The sequence below is a fragment of the Streptomyces scopuliridis RB72 genome, from assembly GCF_000718095.1.
GTDB classification, from domain to species: domain Bacteria; phylum Actinomycetota; class Actinomycetes; order Streptomycetales; family Streptomycetaceae; genus Streptomyces; species Streptomyces scopuliridis.
In genome coordinates this window covers 127,073-139,668 of the sequence record NZ_JOEI01000008.1, presented here as the reverse complement: position 1 = coordinate 139,668, position 12,596 = coordinate 127,073, and the positions used below count along the sequence as shown (strand labels likewise).

Annotated in this window: 21 protein-coding genes; 4 read left to right on the top strand and 17 right to left on the bottom strand. The window is 65.7% G+C overall.

All coding sequences use genetic code 11. The features are described from left to right. Positions 1 to 53: 53 nt before the first annotated feature. The 15 genes from IF11_RS0111625 to rpsJ form a co-directional block, all read right to left on the bottom strand. Positions 54 to 239 carry a type Z 30S ribosomal protein S14 gene (locus IF11_RS0111625; protein ID WP_003948630.1) on the bottom strand — a complete coding sequence of 62 codons (186 nt, stop codon included), beginning with the start codon at positions 237 to 239 and terminating at the stop codon, positions 54 to 56. Positions 240 to 241: 2 nt separating this feature from the next. Next, positions 242 to 802, bottom strand: coding sequence for a 50S ribosomal protein L5 (rplE, locus tag IF11_RS0111620; RefSeq protein WP_030351443.1), 561 nt, complete (start codon positions 800 to 802; stop codon positions 242 to 244). After that, positions 802 to 1,125 (bottom strand): 50S ribosomal protein L24, encoded by a 324-nt coding sequence (gene rplX, locus IF11_RS0111615; RefSeq protein WP_030351442.1) that lies wholly within the window; start codon positions 1,123 to 1,125, stop codon positions 802 to 804. The genes rplE and rplX overlap by 1 nt, the downstream gene beginning before the upstream one ends. Positions 1,126 to 1,127: 2 nt before the next feature. Next, positions 1,128 to 1,496, bottom strand: coding sequence for a 50S ribosomal protein L14 (gene rplN, locus IF11_RS0111610; protein ID WP_003974257.1), 369 nt, complete (start codon positions 1,494 to 1,496; stop codon positions 1,128 to 1,130). Between the two features lie 108 nt (positions 1,497 to 1,604). Continuing rightward, positions 1,605 to 1,892 (bottom strand): 30S ribosomal protein S17, encoded by a 288-nt coding sequence (gene rpsQ / locus IF11_RS0111605; RefSeq protein ID WP_030351441.1) that lies wholly within the window; start codon positions 1,890 to 1,892, stop codon positions 1,605 to 1,607. Further along, on the bottom strand, positions 1,892 to 2,116 hold the full coding sequence (gene rpmC, locus IF11_RS0111600) for a 50S ribosomal protein L29 (protein ID WP_030351440.1): 225 nt from the start codon (positions 2,114 to 2,116) through the stop codon (positions 1,892 to 1,894). The genes rpsQ and rpmC overlap by 1 nt, the downstream gene beginning before the upstream one ends. Further along, positions 2,116 to 2,535: a 50S ribosomal protein L16 gene (gene rplP / locus IF11_RS0111595; RefSeq protein WP_014047785.1), complete on the bottom strand. Its 420-nt coding sequence runs from the start codon at positions 2,533 to 2,535 to the stop codon at positions 2,116 to 2,118. Before rplP ends, rpmC begins: the two co-directional genes overlap by 1 nt. 5 nt (positions 2,536 to 2,540) lie before the next feature. After that, complete coding sequence (gene rpsC / locus IF11_RS0111590; RefSeq protein ID WP_030351439.1) at positions 2,541 to 3,389, bottom strand: 30S ribosomal protein S3; 849 nt, start codon at positions 3,387 to 3,389, stop codon at positions 2,541 to 2,543. Continuing rightward, entirely contained in the window at positions 3,389 to 3,736 is a 348-nt protein-coding gene (rplV, locus tag IF11_RS0111585; RefSeq protein ID WP_030351438.1) for a 50S ribosomal protein L22, read from the bottom strand. Before rplV ends, rpsC begins: the two co-directional genes overlap by 1 nt. Before the next feature lie 40 nt (positions 3,737 to 3,776). After that, positions 3,777 to 4,058 carry a 30S ribosomal protein S19 gene (gene rpsS / locus IF11_RS0111580; protein WP_030351437.1) on the bottom strand — a complete coding sequence of 94 codons (282 nt, stop codon included), beginning with the start codon at positions 4,056 to 4,058 and terminating at the stop codon, positions 3,777 to 3,779. Between the two features lie 12 nt (positions 4,059 to 4,070). Then, complete coding sequence (rplB, locus tag IF11_RS0111575) at positions 4,071 to 4,907, bottom strand: 50S ribosomal protein L2 (RefSeq protein ID WP_030351436.1); 837 nt, start codon at positions 4,905 to 4,907, stop codon at positions 4,071 to 4,073. Between the two features lie 50 nt (positions 4,908 to 4,957). Then, positions 4,958 to 5,275 (bottom strand): 50S ribosomal protein L23, encoded by a 318-nt coding sequence (rplW, locus tag IF11_RS0111570; protein WP_030351435.1) that lies wholly within the window; start codon positions 5,273 to 5,275, stop codon positions 4,958 to 4,960. Next, on the bottom strand, positions 5,275 to 5,928 hold the full coding sequence (gene rplD, locus IF11_RS0111565) for a 50S ribosomal protein L4 (protein ID WP_030351434.1): 654 nt from the start codon (positions 5,926 to 5,928) through the stop codon (positions 5,275 to 5,277). Before rplD ends, rplW begins: the two co-directional genes overlap by 1 nt. Positions 5,929 to 5,936: 8 nt before the next feature. Beyond that, positions 5,937 to 6,581 carry a 50S ribosomal protein L3 gene (rplC, locus tag IF11_RS0111560; RefSeq protein ID WP_030351433.1) on the bottom strand — a complete coding sequence of 215 codons (645 nt, stop codon included), beginning with the start codon at positions 6,579 to 6,581 and terminating at the stop codon, positions 5,937 to 5,939. Between the two features lie 14 nt (positions 6,582 to 6,595). Continuing rightward, positions 6,596 to 6,904 carry a 30S ribosomal protein S10 gene (gene rpsJ / locus IF11_RS0111555; RefSeq protein ID WP_003948644.1) on the bottom strand — a complete coding sequence of 103 codons (309 nt, stop codon included), beginning with the start codon at positions 6,902 to 6,904 and terminating at the stop codon, positions 6,596 to 6,598. 655 nt (positions 6,905 to 7,559) lie between these two features. Between rpsJ and IF11_RS0111550 the strand changes: the two genes are divergently transcribed. The 4 genes from IF11_RS0111550 to IF11_RS0111540 all read left to right on the top strand — a co-directional run bounded on the left by IF11_RS0111550 (position 7,560) and on the right by IF11_RS0111540 (position 8,988). After that, a complete protein-coding gene (locus IF11_RS0111550) occupies positions 7,560 to 8,024 on the top strand; it encodes an RlpA-like double-psi beta-barrel domain-containing protein (RefSeq protein WP_078490630.1) in 465 nt (154 codons plus the stop codon). A 67-nt stretch (positions 8,025 to 8,091) separates the two neighbouring features. Next, complete coding sequence (locus IF11_RS43170) at positions 8,092 to 8,352, top strand: HNH/endonuclease VII fold putative polymorphic toxin (RefSeq protein WP_078490629.1); 261 nt, start codon at positions 8,092 to 8,094, stop codon at positions 8,350 to 8,352. Then, the gene (locus IF11_RS0111545; protein WP_030351431.1) at positions 8,321 to 8,569 is read left to right on the top strand and encodes a type II toxin-antitoxin system VapB family antitoxin; all 249 of its coding nucleotides are present in this window, start codon (positions 8,321 to 8,323) and stop codon (positions 8,567 to 8,569) included. Before IF11_RS43170 ends, IF11_RS0111545 begins: the two co-directional genes overlap by 32 nt. A gap of 2 nt (positions 8,570 to 8,571) precedes the next feature. Next, entirely contained in the window at positions 8,572 to 8,988 is a 417-nt protein-coding gene (locus IF11_RS0111540; protein ID WP_030351430.1) for a PIN domain-containing protein, read from the top strand. A gap of 93 nt (positions 8,989 to 9,081) precedes the next feature. Here IF11_RS0111540 and tuf read toward each other — a convergent pair whose 3' ends face one another. Continuing rightward, positions 9,082 to 10,275 carry an elongation factor Tu gene (gene tuf, locus IF11_RS0111535; protein WP_030351429.1) on the bottom strand — a complete coding sequence of 398 codons (1,194 nt, stop codon included), beginning with the start codon at positions 10,273 to 10,275 and terminating at the stop codon, positions 9,082 to 9,084. A 160-nt stretch (positions 10,276 to 10,435) separates the two neighbouring features. Then, entirely contained in the window at positions 10,436 to 12,562 is a 2,127-nt protein-coding gene (gene fusA, locus IF11_RS0111530; RefSeq protein ID WP_030351428.1) for an elongation factor G, read from the bottom strand. Positions 12,563 to 12,596: the final 34 nt, after the last annotated feature.

Genomic DNA, 12,596 nt, shown 5'->3' with positions numbered 1-12,596 from the left:
GCCGGCCGAAGGCCGCCCTTGAGGGGCGGTGGTCGGGCGACGGGTGGGCGGAATTACCAGGAGCTCTTGGTCACGCCCGGCAGCTCGCCGCGGTGGGCCATCTCACGAAGGCACACACGGCACAGGCCGAACTTGCGGTAGACGGAGTGGGGACGGCCGCAGCGCTGGCAGCGGGTGTAACCGCGCACACCGAACTTCGGCTTGCGGGCGGCCTTAGCGATCAGAGCCTTCTTCGCCACGGTCAGTTCTCCTTGAACGGGAAGCCGAGGTGACGAAGGAGGGCACGACCCTCGTCGTCGTTGGTCGCCGTGGTGACCACGGTGATGTCCATGCCCCGGACCCGGTCGATCTTGTCCTGGTCGATCTCGTGGAACATGACCTGCTCCGTGAGACCGAAGGTGTAGTTGCCACGGCCGTCGAACTGCTTCGGGGACAGACCGCGGAAGTCACGGATACGCGGCAGCGCGAGCGACAGCGTACGGTCCAGGAACTCCCACATACGGTCACCGCGGAGGGTGACGTGGCAGCCGATCGGCTGACCCTCGCGCAGCTTGAACTGCGCGATGGACTTCCGGGCCTTGGTGACGGACGGCTTCTGGCCGGTGATCGTGGTGAGGTCCTTGATGGCACCCTCGATCAGCTTGGAGTCGCGGGCGGCGTCGCCCACACCCATGTTGACCACGATCTTGACGAGACCGGGGATCTGCATGACGTTCTCGTACGAGAACTCCTCACGCAGCTTTCCGGCGATCTCCTCGCGGTAGCGCAGCTTCAGACGCGGCGCGGTAGTGGTCGCAGTCATCAGATGTCCTCACCGGTCCGCTTGGCAACGCGGATCTTGTTGCCCTCGTCGTCAAAGCGGTAGCCGACGCGGGTGACGACCTTCTTGCCGTCCTTCTCCACGACCAGCTGAACATTGCTGATGTGGATGGGGGCTTCGGTGGTCACGATGCCGCCGGTCTGCGAACCGCGAGCCGTCTGGCCGGCCTTGGTGTGCTTCTTGACCCGGTTGACACCCTCGACGAGAACACGGTCCTGCGTGGGGTAGGCCACGATGACCTTGCCCTGCTTGCCCTTGTCCTTACCGGTGATGACCTGAACCAGGTCGCCCTTCTTGATCTTCATGCTTACAGCACCTCCGGCGCGAGCGAGATGATCTTCATGAACTTCTTCTCGCGCAGCTCACGGCCCACCGGGCCGAAGATACGGGTGCCGCGAGGGTCGCCGTCGTTCTTCAGAATGACGGCGGCGTTCTCGTCGAAGCGGATGTACGAGCCGTCCGGACGGCGGCGCTCCTTGACGGTGCGAACGATGACCGCCTTGACGACGTCACCCTTCTTCACGTTGCCACCGGGGATCGCGTCCTTGACGGTGGCGACGATGACGTCACCGATGCCCGCGTAGCGGCGACCCGAGCCACCGAGAACACGGATGGTGAGAATTTCCTTCGCACCCGTGTTGTCGGCGACACGCAGTCGCGACTCCTGCTGGATCACGTCTATCTCCTGATCGTCTGCCGGTTCCCGGCGGGGGCTCCGTAAGTGACTTACGGAGCCCCACCGAGCCTGGCGGAACTATTCCGAGGGGAAACCCCCTCGGAGGGGTTACTTGGCCTTCTCGAGGATCTCGACGATGCGCCACCGCTTCGTGGCGGACAGCGGCCGGGTCTCCATCAGGAGGACGCGGTCGCCGATGCCGGCGGCGTTCTGCTCGTCGTGCGCCTTGAGCTTGTTCGTACGGCGGATGACCTTGCCGTACAGCGCGTGCTTGACGCGGTCCTCGACAGCGACGACGACGGTCTTGTCCATCTTGTCGCTGACGACCAGACCCTCACGGGTCTTGCGGAATCCGCGGTCGGCAGTGTTGGTCTCGGTCACGTTGCTCTCAGTCATCAGGCGCTCTCCACCGTCTCGATGCCCAGCTCGCGCTCACGCATCAGGGTGTAGATCCGCGCGATGTCCTTGCGCACGAGCTTCAGCCGCCCGTGGTTTTCGAGCTGACCCGTCGCCGCCTGGAAGCGGAGATTGAACAGCTCTTCCTTGGCCTCGCGAAGCTTGGCGACAAGCTCCTCGTTGCCCAGTTCGCGCAGTTCGGACGCCTTGGTCACGGCCGCCATCACGACTCACCTGCCTCGCGCCGAACGATCCGGCACTTCATCGGAAGCTTGTGAGCAGCGCGGGTAAGCGCCTCACGCGCAATCTTCTCGTTCGGGTAGGACAGCTCGAACATCACCCGGCCGGGCTTGACGTTCGCGATCCACCACTCGGGGGAACCCTTACCGGAACCCATGCGGGTCTCGGCAGGCTTCTTGGTGAGCGGACGGTCCGGGTAGATGTTGATCCAGACCTTGCCGCCACGCTTGATGTGACGGGTCATCGCGATACGAGCGGCCTCGATCTGACGGTTCGTCACGTACGCGGGGGTCAGCGCCTGGATGCCGTACTCGCCGAACGCAACCTGCGTCCCACCCTTGGACATTCCGCTGCGCTTCGGGTGGTGCTGCTTGCGGTGCTTGACCCTACGGGGGATCAGCATTTCGGTCAGGCCTCCGTTCCGCCGGTAGAAGAGGACGTCGCCTCAGCGGCCGGAGCAGCGGCGGCGTCGGCCTTGGGGGCCTCGGCTGCCGGGTTCTGCTGCGGCTTGCGGCCACGGCCGCCACGCTCGCCACCGCGGCCACCACGGCCGGCGGGACGGTCGTTGCCACCACCACGGGCCGGACGGTTGCCGGCGCGGGCCGCGGCGTTCTCGGCGCGCACCTCGGCGATGTTCTTGACGTCGCCCTTGTAGATCCAGACCTTCACGCCGATACGGCCGAAGGTCGTCTTGGCCTCGAAGAAGCCGTAGTCGACGTTCGCACGGAGCGTGTGCAGGGGCACGCGGCCCTCGCGGTAGAACTCCGAGCGGGACATCTCGGCGCCGCCGAGACGGCCACCGCACTGGATCTTGATGCCCTTGGCGCCGGCCTTCATCGTCGACTGCATGCTCTTACGCATGGCGCGACGGAAGGAGACACGCGAGGACAGCTGCTCGGCGACGGCCTGGGCCACCAGCTGAGCGTCCACCTCGGGGTTCTTGACCTCAAGGATGTTCAGCTGGACCTGCTTGCCGGTCAGCTTCTCCAGCTCGCCGCGGATACGGTCGGCCTCGGCGCCGCGGCGGCCGATGACGATGCCCGGACGTGCGGTGTGGATGTCAACGCGGACGCGGTCGCGGGTGCGCTCGATCTCCACCTTGGAGATGCCGGCCCGCTCCATGCCCTTCGTCATCATGCGACGAATGGCGACGTCTTCCTTGACGTAGTCCTTGTACAGCTTGTCGGCATACCAGCGGGACTTGAAGTCCGTGGTGATACCGAGCCGGAACCCATGCGGGTTAACCTTCTGGCCCATTACCGGGTTCCTTCCTTGCTGCTGACGACCACGGTGATGTGGCTGGTCCGCTTACGGATCCGGTAGGCACGGCCCTGGGCACGCGGACGGAACCGCTTCAGGGTCGGGCCCTCGTCCACGTACGCCTCGCTGATGATCAGCGAAGAGGCGTCGGTGTGGTCGTAGTTGTGCGCGGCGTTGGCAATGGCGCTGTCAAGCACCTTGCCGACCGGCACGCTCGCGGCCTGCGGGGCGAAGCGCAGGACCGCCTGAGCCTCCGTGGCATCCATGCCACGGATGAGGTCCACCACGCGGCGGGCCTTCATGGGCGTGACGCGGATGTACCGCGCCTGGGCCCTGGCTTCCATGGTTGTCCCTTCGGTGTAAGTCATAGTCAGTCACCCCGCGTTAGCGGCGCTTCGACTTCCGGTCGTCCTTGACGTGGCCGCGGAAGGTGCGAGTCGGCGAGAACTCGCCGAGCTTGTGGCCGACCATGGACTCGGTGACGAACACCGGGACATGGATCTTGCCGTTGTGCACCGCGATCGTGTGGCCCAGCATGGCCGGGACGATCATCGAGCGACGGGACCAGGTCTTGATGACGTTCTTGGTGCCTGCTTCGTTCTGGACGTCCACCTTCTTGATCAGGTGGTCGTCGACGAAGGGCCCCTTCTTGAGACTGCGCGGCATCTAAACCCGCTCCTAGCGCTTCTTGTTCGTCTTGCGGCGGCGGACGATGTACTTGCTGCTTGCCTTCTTCGGCGAGCGAGTACGACCCTCCTTCTGACCCCACGGGCTGACCGGGTGGCGACCACCGGAGGTCTTGCCCTCACCACCACCGTGCGGGTGGTCAACCGGGTTCATCGCGACACCGCGGACGGTCGGGCGTACGCCCTTCCAGCGCATACGGCCGGCCTTGCCCCAGTTGATGTTCGACTGCTCGGCGTTGCCGACCTCGCCGATGGTGGCGCGGCAGCGGACGTCGACCAGCCGGATCTCACCGGACGGCATACGAAGGTGGGCCATGGAGCCCTCCTTCGCCAGCAGCTGCACGGAGGCACCCGCGGAGCGGGCGAACTTCGCGCCGCCGCCGGGCCGCAGCTCGATGGCGTGGATGGTCGTACCGACCGGGATGTTGCGCAGCGCCAGGTTGTTACCGGGCTTGATGTCGGCGGCCGGACCGTTCTCGACACGCGCGCCCTGCGACAGGCCACGCGGCGCGATGATGTAGCGCTTCTCGCCGTCCGCGTAGTGCAGCAGCGCGATGCGCGCGGTGCGGTTCGGGTCGTACTCGATGTGCGCGACCTTGGCCGGCACGCCGTCCTTGTCGTGACGACGGAAGTCGATCACTCGGTAGGCGCGCTTGTGTCCACCACCCTGGTGGCGAACGGTCACACGACCGGCGTTGTTACGGCCGCCCTTGCTGTGCAGCGGGCGGACCAGCGACTTCTCCGGCGTGGACCGCGTGATCTCGACAAAGTCGGCGACGCTGGAGCCACGACGGCCCGGGGTCGTCGGCTTGTACTTGCGGATACCCATTGTCTCTCAGTCCTCGGAAGAATTCCGGATCCTGGACGTCTCGACCTCCGTCAGGAGGTCGGGCCGCCGAAGATGTCGATACGGTCGCCCTCTGCGAGGGTCACGATGGCGCGCTTGGTGTTCGCGCGCTTACCGAAACCGGTGCGGGTGCGCTTGCGCTTGCCCTGGCGGTTGATCGTGTTGACCCCGGTGACCTTGACCGAGAAGACCGCTTCCACGGCCTGCTTGATCTGGGTCTTGTTGGCGGTGGGCATCACGATGAACGTGTACTTGTTCTCGTCGAGCAGCGCGTAGCTCTTCTCGGACACCACGGGCTTGACGAGAACGTCACGCGGGTCGTCGAAGGTCTTGCTGGTGATCTCGGCCATCAGGCTTCGCTCCCTTCGGTCTCTACGGCCTTGGAGGGGCCAGACACGAAAGACTCGAAGGCGGCCTGGGTGAAGACCACGTCGTCGGAGACGAGCACGTCGTACGTGTTCAGCTGGCCCGGCGCCAGGATGTGCACCTGGGGCAGGTTGCGGGCGGACAGCCACGCGGCCTCGTCGGACCTCTCGACGACCAGCAGCACGTTCTTGCGCTCGCTGATCTTGCCGATCAGGGTCCTGGCGGCCTTGGTGGACACCGCGTCCTCGACCAGGCCGGAAACGACGTGGATACGAGAGTGACGGGCCCGGTCGGTGAGGGCACCGCGCAGGGCGGCGGCCTTCATCTTCTTGGGGGTCCGCTGCGAGTAGTCACGCGGCACGGGGCCGTGGACGACGCCACCACCGGCGAACTGCGGAGCGCGGGTCGAACCCTGACGGGCGCGGCCGGTGCCCTTCTGGCGGTACGGCTTCTTGCCACCGCCACGGACTTCGCCGCGGGTCTTGGTCTTGTGCGTGCCCTGTCGGGCAGCGGCCAGCTGGGCGACAACGACCTGGTGGATCAGCGGAATGCTGACCTTCGCGTCGAAGATCTCCGAGGGGAGTTCGACGGTCCCGGCCTTGTCGCCTGCCGGCGAAAGGATGTCAACGGTGCTCATCAGTTACCTCAGGCCCCCTTGGCCGCGGTACGGACCAGGACGAGGCCGCCGTTCGGACCAGGAACCGCGCCCTTGATCAGGAGCAGGCCCTTCTCCGCGTCAACGGCGTGAACGGTCAGGTTCTGGGTGGTGACCCGCTCGTTGCCCATACGGCCCGCCATGCGGAGGCCCTTGAACACACGGCCCGGGGTGGCGCAGCCACCGATGGAGCCGGGAGAGCGGTGCTTGCGCTGGGTGCCGTGACCGGCGCCGAGGCCCTTGAAGTTGTGACGCTTCATGACACCGGCGAAGCCCTTGCCCTTGCTCTTGCCCGTGACGTCGACCTTGACGCCGGACTCGAACGTGGCGGCGGTGATCTCCTGGCCGAGCGTGTACTCGGCGGCGTCGGAGGTGCGGAGCTCCACCAGGTGGCGGCGGGGGGTCACGTCGGCCTTGGCGAAGTGGCCCTTGAGGGGCTTGTTCACCTTGCGCGGGTCGATCTCGCCGAAGGCGATCTGGACCGACTCGTAGCCGTCGGAGTCATTCGTACGGACCTGGGTAACAACGCAGGGCCCGGCCTTGACGACGGTCACCGGGACGACACGGTTGTTCTCGTCCCAGACCTGGGTCATGCCGAGCTTCTCGCCCAGGACACCCTTGATCTGCTTTGCCATCTCTTCCGCGCCTCTCAGAGCTTGATCTCGATGTCAACGCCGGCCGGAAGGTCCAGGCGCATCAGCGAGTCAACGGTCTTGGGCGTCGGGTCGAGAATGTCGATCAGGCGCTTGTGCGTGCGCATCTCGAAGTGCTCGCGCGAGTCCTTGTACTTGTGCGGCGACTTGATGACGCAGTACACGTTCTTCTCAGTGGGCAGCGGCACCGGGCCCGCGACCGACGCACCAGTACGCGTCACCGTCTCGACGATCTTCTTCGCCGAGGAATCGATGACCTCGTGGTCGTAGGCCTTGAGCCGGATGCGGATCTTCTGTCCCGCCATGGCTGCTTCGTAGTCCTGTCTCTCGTAACGCTCTGGAACCCGGTAGCTCCGCGCCCCGCTCCGACCCACGCGGTCGGGCGTGTCGCATCCTCGCCAATGAAAATCTCCCGAAGGAATTTCCCTGCCAAGGGGTGCGGTCCTACGACCGCGAGCCGGGGCCGGGCCGCGATATCGCGATTAGCCACCGGGCGCCTGGCCGGAGCCCCGCTCACGCTTCCCGGAAGATTCCCGTACGTCCGCCCCAGCGCTGCCCGGAGGGGCAGTTGGGACGACGAGTACTGTGGGACTCGCTTCCGGTCCTCCCGGCGGGAGGCGCGCAGCATCGGCACTCAACCGAGCAACCTGAACAGTGTGCCATAACGGCCTGGGCCCTGGCCAATCGCGGCCGGAAAGCGTACCCCACGCCCGCACAGATGAATCAGCGACCGGCCCGGCACTCCGAGAAGGGGAGCGACGGCCGCGCCGCGAGCCCGTACGTACGGTGACGACGAGCGGGCCCGTAGTGACGAGTGCGCCCACCCGAGGATCCTGCACAGCCATCGGGGGCGTTGGCCGGAAGGCGCAGTAGGTGAGCCGGAAAGGCTCTGGGAAAGCGGAATCCATTCGAACAGCCTTGGCCTGGACCAAGCCACCCACTGTTCGAAGGGTTGATCGCATGTCCCGCACCACAGGCACGACCACGAACAGCACCCCCACCCACACGCGCGCCACCCCCCGCACCCGCACCGCCGCTCTGCTGGCCGGAGCCTCGTCCGTCCTCGCGCTCGGGGCCCTCGGCGCCACCGCCGGCCCGGCCGCCGCCGCGCCGAGCGACGCGCAGGTCAGCGGCCAGGCCACCTGGTACAACACCGGCCTCGGCGCCTGCGGTTGGTTCAACGACGACAGCCAGTTGGTCGTGGCCGTCTCGCCCGCCCTGTACGGCAACTACCCCAACCCCAACAACTCCCCCGTGTGCGGCAAGCAGTTACGGGTCAACGGCCCGCTCGGCTCCGTGACCGTGACGGTCGTGGACAGATGTTCCGGCTGCGCCACGAACGACGTGGACCTCAGCCCCGCCGCGTTCCGCCAGATCGGCGACCTCAACGCCGGACGGATCAATGTGAGCTGGGACTGGGTCTGACCGGTCCACGACGTACGCGGGGGGCCGGTACGTACGCGCGCCGGCCCCCTGTACGCAGCGTCCTTTGATGTGGACGACTTGGGCCGGGCCACGACTCCGAAGCGGCGGGGCGGACATCATCGTCTACCAGGACCATTGGTTCGGGCACCAGAAACCTGGGGAACCCGGCTATCAAGGACCACACGTACACGTCAGGCCGTACGACAACACCAGAAACGGACAGATCCCCGGCTCGGAGGTGCTCCGTATGAAACATGGGCTAGCTTTGTATGTGACCCATGCTACGGAGGTGCACCATGTCCGCCACCCAGATCGACATCGACGATGACGCGCTCTCGGAAGCGATGAGGCTGTCCGGAGCCAAGACCAAGAAAGAGATGGTCAACATCGCTCTGCGGGAGTACGCGGAGCGGCGCCGGCGTACCGAGAGGCGGGCGCGCCACCTGGAGAACGCGCAGCACTGGGATGAAGAGGGGTTCCAGCAGCGTCACGCTGCCGAGAAGGGCACTCCGGCCGGGCAGCACTCTCACAAGGGAGCCGCCTGAACGTGATCCGTTATCTCGCCGACTCCACAGCGGTGTGGCGTCTCCAGCGTGACCGCAAGCTCAACGATCTATGGGGACACGAGCTCGACGAGGGAGCGATCGGCTCATGCGCCCCGCAACGCGCGGAGTTCCGGCAATCCGCACGCAGTCTCGACGAGTACGACCAGATGACAGAAATGTTCAAGGACCTGCATCCCGACGTACCGGTACCCAAGCGCGCATGGGACTGGATCGGGACGGGCGAGTACAGACTCGCTCAGCGCGGACAGCACCAGAGCCTCTCCGTGGTCGACTGGCTTGTCTGCGCGACGGCAGCGCACCACGGGCTGGTGGTCATCCATGACGACAACGACTTCCGGGCAGCCGCTCAGATCCTCGCCGATGTGGTGGAACGAAGCGTCTTCGCAGTCCCCGGGTGAGGGAGAAACACAAGGGCCCCGTCCACCGTTCGTGAGAACAATGGACGGGGCCCTTGTTGGATGCTCCGAGGAGCTACCAGGTCAGATCAGCGATTACTTGTTGATCTTGGTGACCTGGCCGGCGCCGACGGTCCGGCCACCCTCGCGGATGGCGAACTTGAGGCCCTCCTCCATGGCGACGGGCTGGATCAGCTCGACCGTCATGACGGTGTTGTCGCCCGGCATGACCATCTCGGTGCCCTCGGGGAGGGTCACCACGCCGGTCACGTCCGTGGTACGGAAGTAGAACTGCGGGCGGTAGTTGTTGAAGAACGGGGTGTGACGGCCACCCTCGTCCTTCGACAGGATGTAGGCCTGGGCCTCGAAGCTGGTGTGCGGCGTGACCGAACCCGGCTTGATGATGACCTGGCCGCGCTCGACGTCCTCGCGCTTGATGCCACGGAGGAGCAGACCGACGTTCTCACCGGCCTGGCCCTCGTCGAGCAGCTTGCGGAACATCTCGATGCCGGTGACCGTGGTGGTGGTCTTCTCGGTCTTGATACCGACGATGTCGACGGTCTCGTTGACCTTCAGGACACCACGCTCGATACGACCGGTGACGACGGTGCCACGACCGGTGATCGTGAAGACGTCCTCGATCGGCATCAGGAACGGCTTGTCGACGTCGCGCTCGGGCTGCGGGATGGACTCGTCAACGGCCTTCATCAGGTCGAGAACGGTCTGGCCCCACTCGGCGTCGCCCTCAAGGGCCTTGAGCGCCGAGACCTTGACGACCGGCAGGTCGTCGCCCGGGAACTCGTACTCGGAGAGCAGCTCGCGGACCTCAAGCTCGACGAGCTCAAGGATCTCCTCGTCGTCCACCATGTCGGCCTTGTTCAGGGCGACGACGATGTACGGAACGCCGACCTGGCGGGCCAGGAGCACGTGCTCCTTGGTCTGCGGCATCGGGCCGTCGGTGGCGGCGACCACGAGGATGGCGCCGTCCATCTGCGCCGCACCCGTGATCATGTTCTTGATGTAGTCCGCGTGACCCGGGCAGTCGACGTGCGCGTAGTGACGCGACTCCGTCTGGTACTCGACGTGCGCGATGGAGATGGTGATACCGCGCTGGCGCTCCTCAGGAGCCTTGTCGATCTGGTCGAAGGCCGAGGCCTCGTTCAGGTCCGGGTACGCGTCATGCAGCACCTTGGTAATGGCGGCCGTGAGGGTCGTCTTACCGTGGTCGATGTGACCGATGGTGCCGATGTTGACGTGCGGCTTAGTCCGCTCGAACTTCGCCTTCGCCACTGGGGTCCTCCTGGAGTGGTTCTGTACGCCTTACTCATCGGCGCCAGGTGATCTTTGCTGGGATGCCGGCCCCCGGGGCGGCCCCGCCATGATCCGGTGGATCCGGCGGAACTGCCCCAGGACTTGCCGGTGACAAGCCTAAAGCGTGGACTCGGAAGAGTTACTCGCCCTTGGCCTTCGCGATGATCTCCTCGGCGACGTTCCGGGGAACCTCGGCGTAGGAGTCGAACTGCATCGAGTAGCTTGCGCGACCCGAGGTCTTGCTGCGGAGGTCTCCGACGTAGCCGAACATCTCCGACAGCGGCACCAGGCCCTTGACGACCTTGGCGTTGGCCCGGTCCTCCATGGCCTGGATCTGGCCACGCCGGGAGTTGATGTCACCGATGACATCGCCCATGTAGTCCTCGGGCGTCGTCACCTCGACCGACATCATCGGCTCAAGGAGCACGGGAGACGCCCTGCGGGCACCTTCCTTGAACGCCTGCGAACCGGCGATCTTGAAGGCCAGCTCCGAGGAGTCGACCTCGTGGTAGCCACCGTCGAGCAGCGTGATGCGGACACCGGTCATCTCGTAGCCCGCGAGGATGCCGAACTGCATGGCCTCCTGCGCGCCGGCGTCCACCGAAGGGATGTACTCCTTCGGGATACGGCCACCGGTGACCTTGTTCACGAACTCGTACGAGGTGTCGCCACCCTCGATGGGCTCGATCATGATCTGCACCTTGGCGAACTGCCCGGTGCCACCGGTCTGCTTCTTGTGCGTGAAGTCCACACGCTCGACGGTCTTGCGGATCGTCTCACGGTAGGCGACCTGCGGCTTGCCGACGTTCGCCTCGACCTTGAACTCACGCCGCATACGGTCGACCAGCACCTCAAGGTGGAGCTCGCCCATACCGCCGATGACGGTCTGGCCGGTCTCCTCGTTGCTGTGCACCTGGAAGGAGGGGTCCTCCTCCGCGAGACTCTGGATGGCTACACCCAGCTTCTCCTGGTCGCCCTTGGACTTGGGCTCGATCGCGACCTCGATGACCGGCGCCGGGAAGTCCATGGACTCCAGGATCACCGGGTTCTTCTCGTCGCAGAGCGTCTCACCGGTGGTGGTCTGCTTCAGGCCCATGACGGCGACGATGTCACCGGCGCCCACCGACTCGATCTCCTCACGCTTGTTCGCGTGCATACGGTAGATCTTGCCGATGCGCTCCTTGCGGCCCTTCACCGAGTTCAGCACCGCGGTGCCGGACTCCAGACGGCCGGAGTACACCCGGACGAACGTGAGCTTGCCCAGGTGCGGGTCCCTCATGATCTTGAAGGCCAGCGCGGACAGCGGCTCGTCGACGGAGGGCTTGCGCTTGACGACCAGCTCGGGGTCCTTCACGTCGTGGCCCTCGATGGCCTCGACGTCGAGCGGGGTCGGCAGGTAGCGCACAACCGCGTCGAGCAGGGGCTGCACGCCCTTGTTCTTGAACGCGGTACCGCAGAACACCGGGGTGACGGTGGTGCCGGAGGACTTGCCGGAGGCGATGGTGATACGGCGGATCGCCGCGTACAGCTGCTCCACGGTGGGCTCGGTGCCCTCCAGGTACAGCTCCATCAGCTCGTCGTCGTTCTCCGAGACGGTCTCCAGCAGCGTGCCGCGCCACTCCTCGGCCGCCTCGATGTGCGTGGCCGGGATGTCGACGACGTCGTACATCTCGCCCTTGGCGGCCTCGGCGGACCAGACAAAGGCCTTCATCGTCACGAGGTCGACGACGCCCTTGAAGTCGGCCTCGGCACCGATCGGAAGCTGCATGACGATCGGAACCGCACCGAGGCGGTCCTTGATCATGTCGACGCAGCGGTGGAACTCCGCGCCGGTCCGGTCGAGCTTGTTGACGAAGCAGATACGGGGCACGCCGTAACGGTCGGCCTGCCGCCATACCGTCTCGGACTGCGGCTCCACACCGGCGACACCGTCGAACACGGTGACGGCACCGTCGAGGACGCGGAGCGAACGCTCCACCTCGACCGTGAAGTCCACGTGACCCGGGGTGTCGATGATGTTGATGGTGTGGTCGACGTCGTCGAGCGGCCAGTGGCAGGTCGTCGCGGCGGACGTGATGGTGATGCCGCGCTCCTGCTCCTGCTCCATCCAGTCCATCGTGGCAGCGCCGTCGTGGACCTCACCGATCTTGTAGCTCACACCGGTGTAGAACAGGATGCGCTCGGTGGTCGTCGTCTTGCCCGCGTCGATGTGGGCCATGATCCCGATATTGCGGACCTTGGCCAGGTCAAGCGAAGTGGTGGCCATAAGGCTCAATCTTCTCTCGGTCTCGATGTGGGTA

Coding starts and splice junctions, on each gene's coding strand:
- rplE (WP_030351443.1), bottom strand. CDS start 802: ATGACTGCGACCACTACCGCGCCGCGTCTGAAGCTGCGCTACCGCGAG.
- rplP (WP_014047785.1), bottom strand. CDS start 2,535: ATGCTGATCCCCCGTAGGGTCAAGCACCGCAAGCAGCACCACCCGAAG.
- rpmC (WP_030351440.1), bottom strand. CDS start 2,116: ATGGCGGCCGTGACCAAGGCGTCCGAACTGCGCGAACTGGGCAACGAG.
- fusA (WP_030351428.1), bottom strand. CDS start 12,562: ATGGCCACCACTTCGCTTGACCTGGCCAAGGTCCGCAATATCGGGATC.
- rplC (WP_030351433.1), bottom strand. CDS start 6,581: ATGGCAAAGCAGATCAAGGGTGTCCTGGGCGAGAAGCTCGGCATGACC.
- rpsQ (WP_030351441.1), bottom strand. CDS start 1,892: ATGACTGAGAGCAACGTGACCGAGACCAACACTGCCGACCGCGGATTC.
- rplX (WP_030351442.1), bottom strand. CDS start 1,125: ATGAAGATCAAGAAGGGCGACCTGGTTCAGGTCATCACCGGTAAGGAC.
- rpsJ (WP_003948644.1), bottom strand. CDS start 6,904: ATGGCGGGACAGAAGATCCGCATCCGGCTCAAGGCCTACGACCACGAG.
- rplV (WP_030351438.1), bottom strand. CDS start 3,736: ATGGAAGCCAGGGCCCAGGCGCGGTACATCCGCGTCACGCCCATGAAG.
- rplD (WP_030351434.1), bottom strand. CDS start 5,928: ATGAGCACCGTTGACATCCTTTCGCCGGCAGGCGACAAGGCCGGGACC.
- rplW (WP_030351435.1), bottom strand. CDS start 5,275: ATGGCCGAGATCACCAGCAAGACCTTCGACGACCCGCGTGACGTTCTC.
- rplB (WP_030351436.1), bottom strand. CDS start 4,907: ATGGGTATCCGCAAGTACAAGCCGACGACCCCGGGCCGTCGTGGCTCC.
- rpsS (WP_030351437.1), bottom strand. CDS start 4,058: ATGCCGCGCAGTCTCAAGAAGGGGCCCTTCGTCGACGACCACCTGATC.
- rpsC (WP_030351439.1), bottom strand. CDS start 3,389: ATGGGCCAGAAGGTTAACCCGCATGGGTTCCGGCTCGGTATCACCACG.
- IF11_RS43170 (WP_078490629.1), top strand. CDS start 8,092: ATGTGGACGACTTGGGCCGGGCCACGACTCCGAAGCGGCGGGGCGGAC.
- IF11_RS0111545 (WP_030351431.1), top strand. CDS start 8,321: ATGTCCGCCACCCAGATCGACATCGACGATGACGCGCTCTCGGAAGCG.
- IF11_RS0111550 (WP_078490630.1), top strand. CDS start 7,560: ATGTCCCGCACCACAGGCACGACCACGAACAGCACCCCCACCCACACG.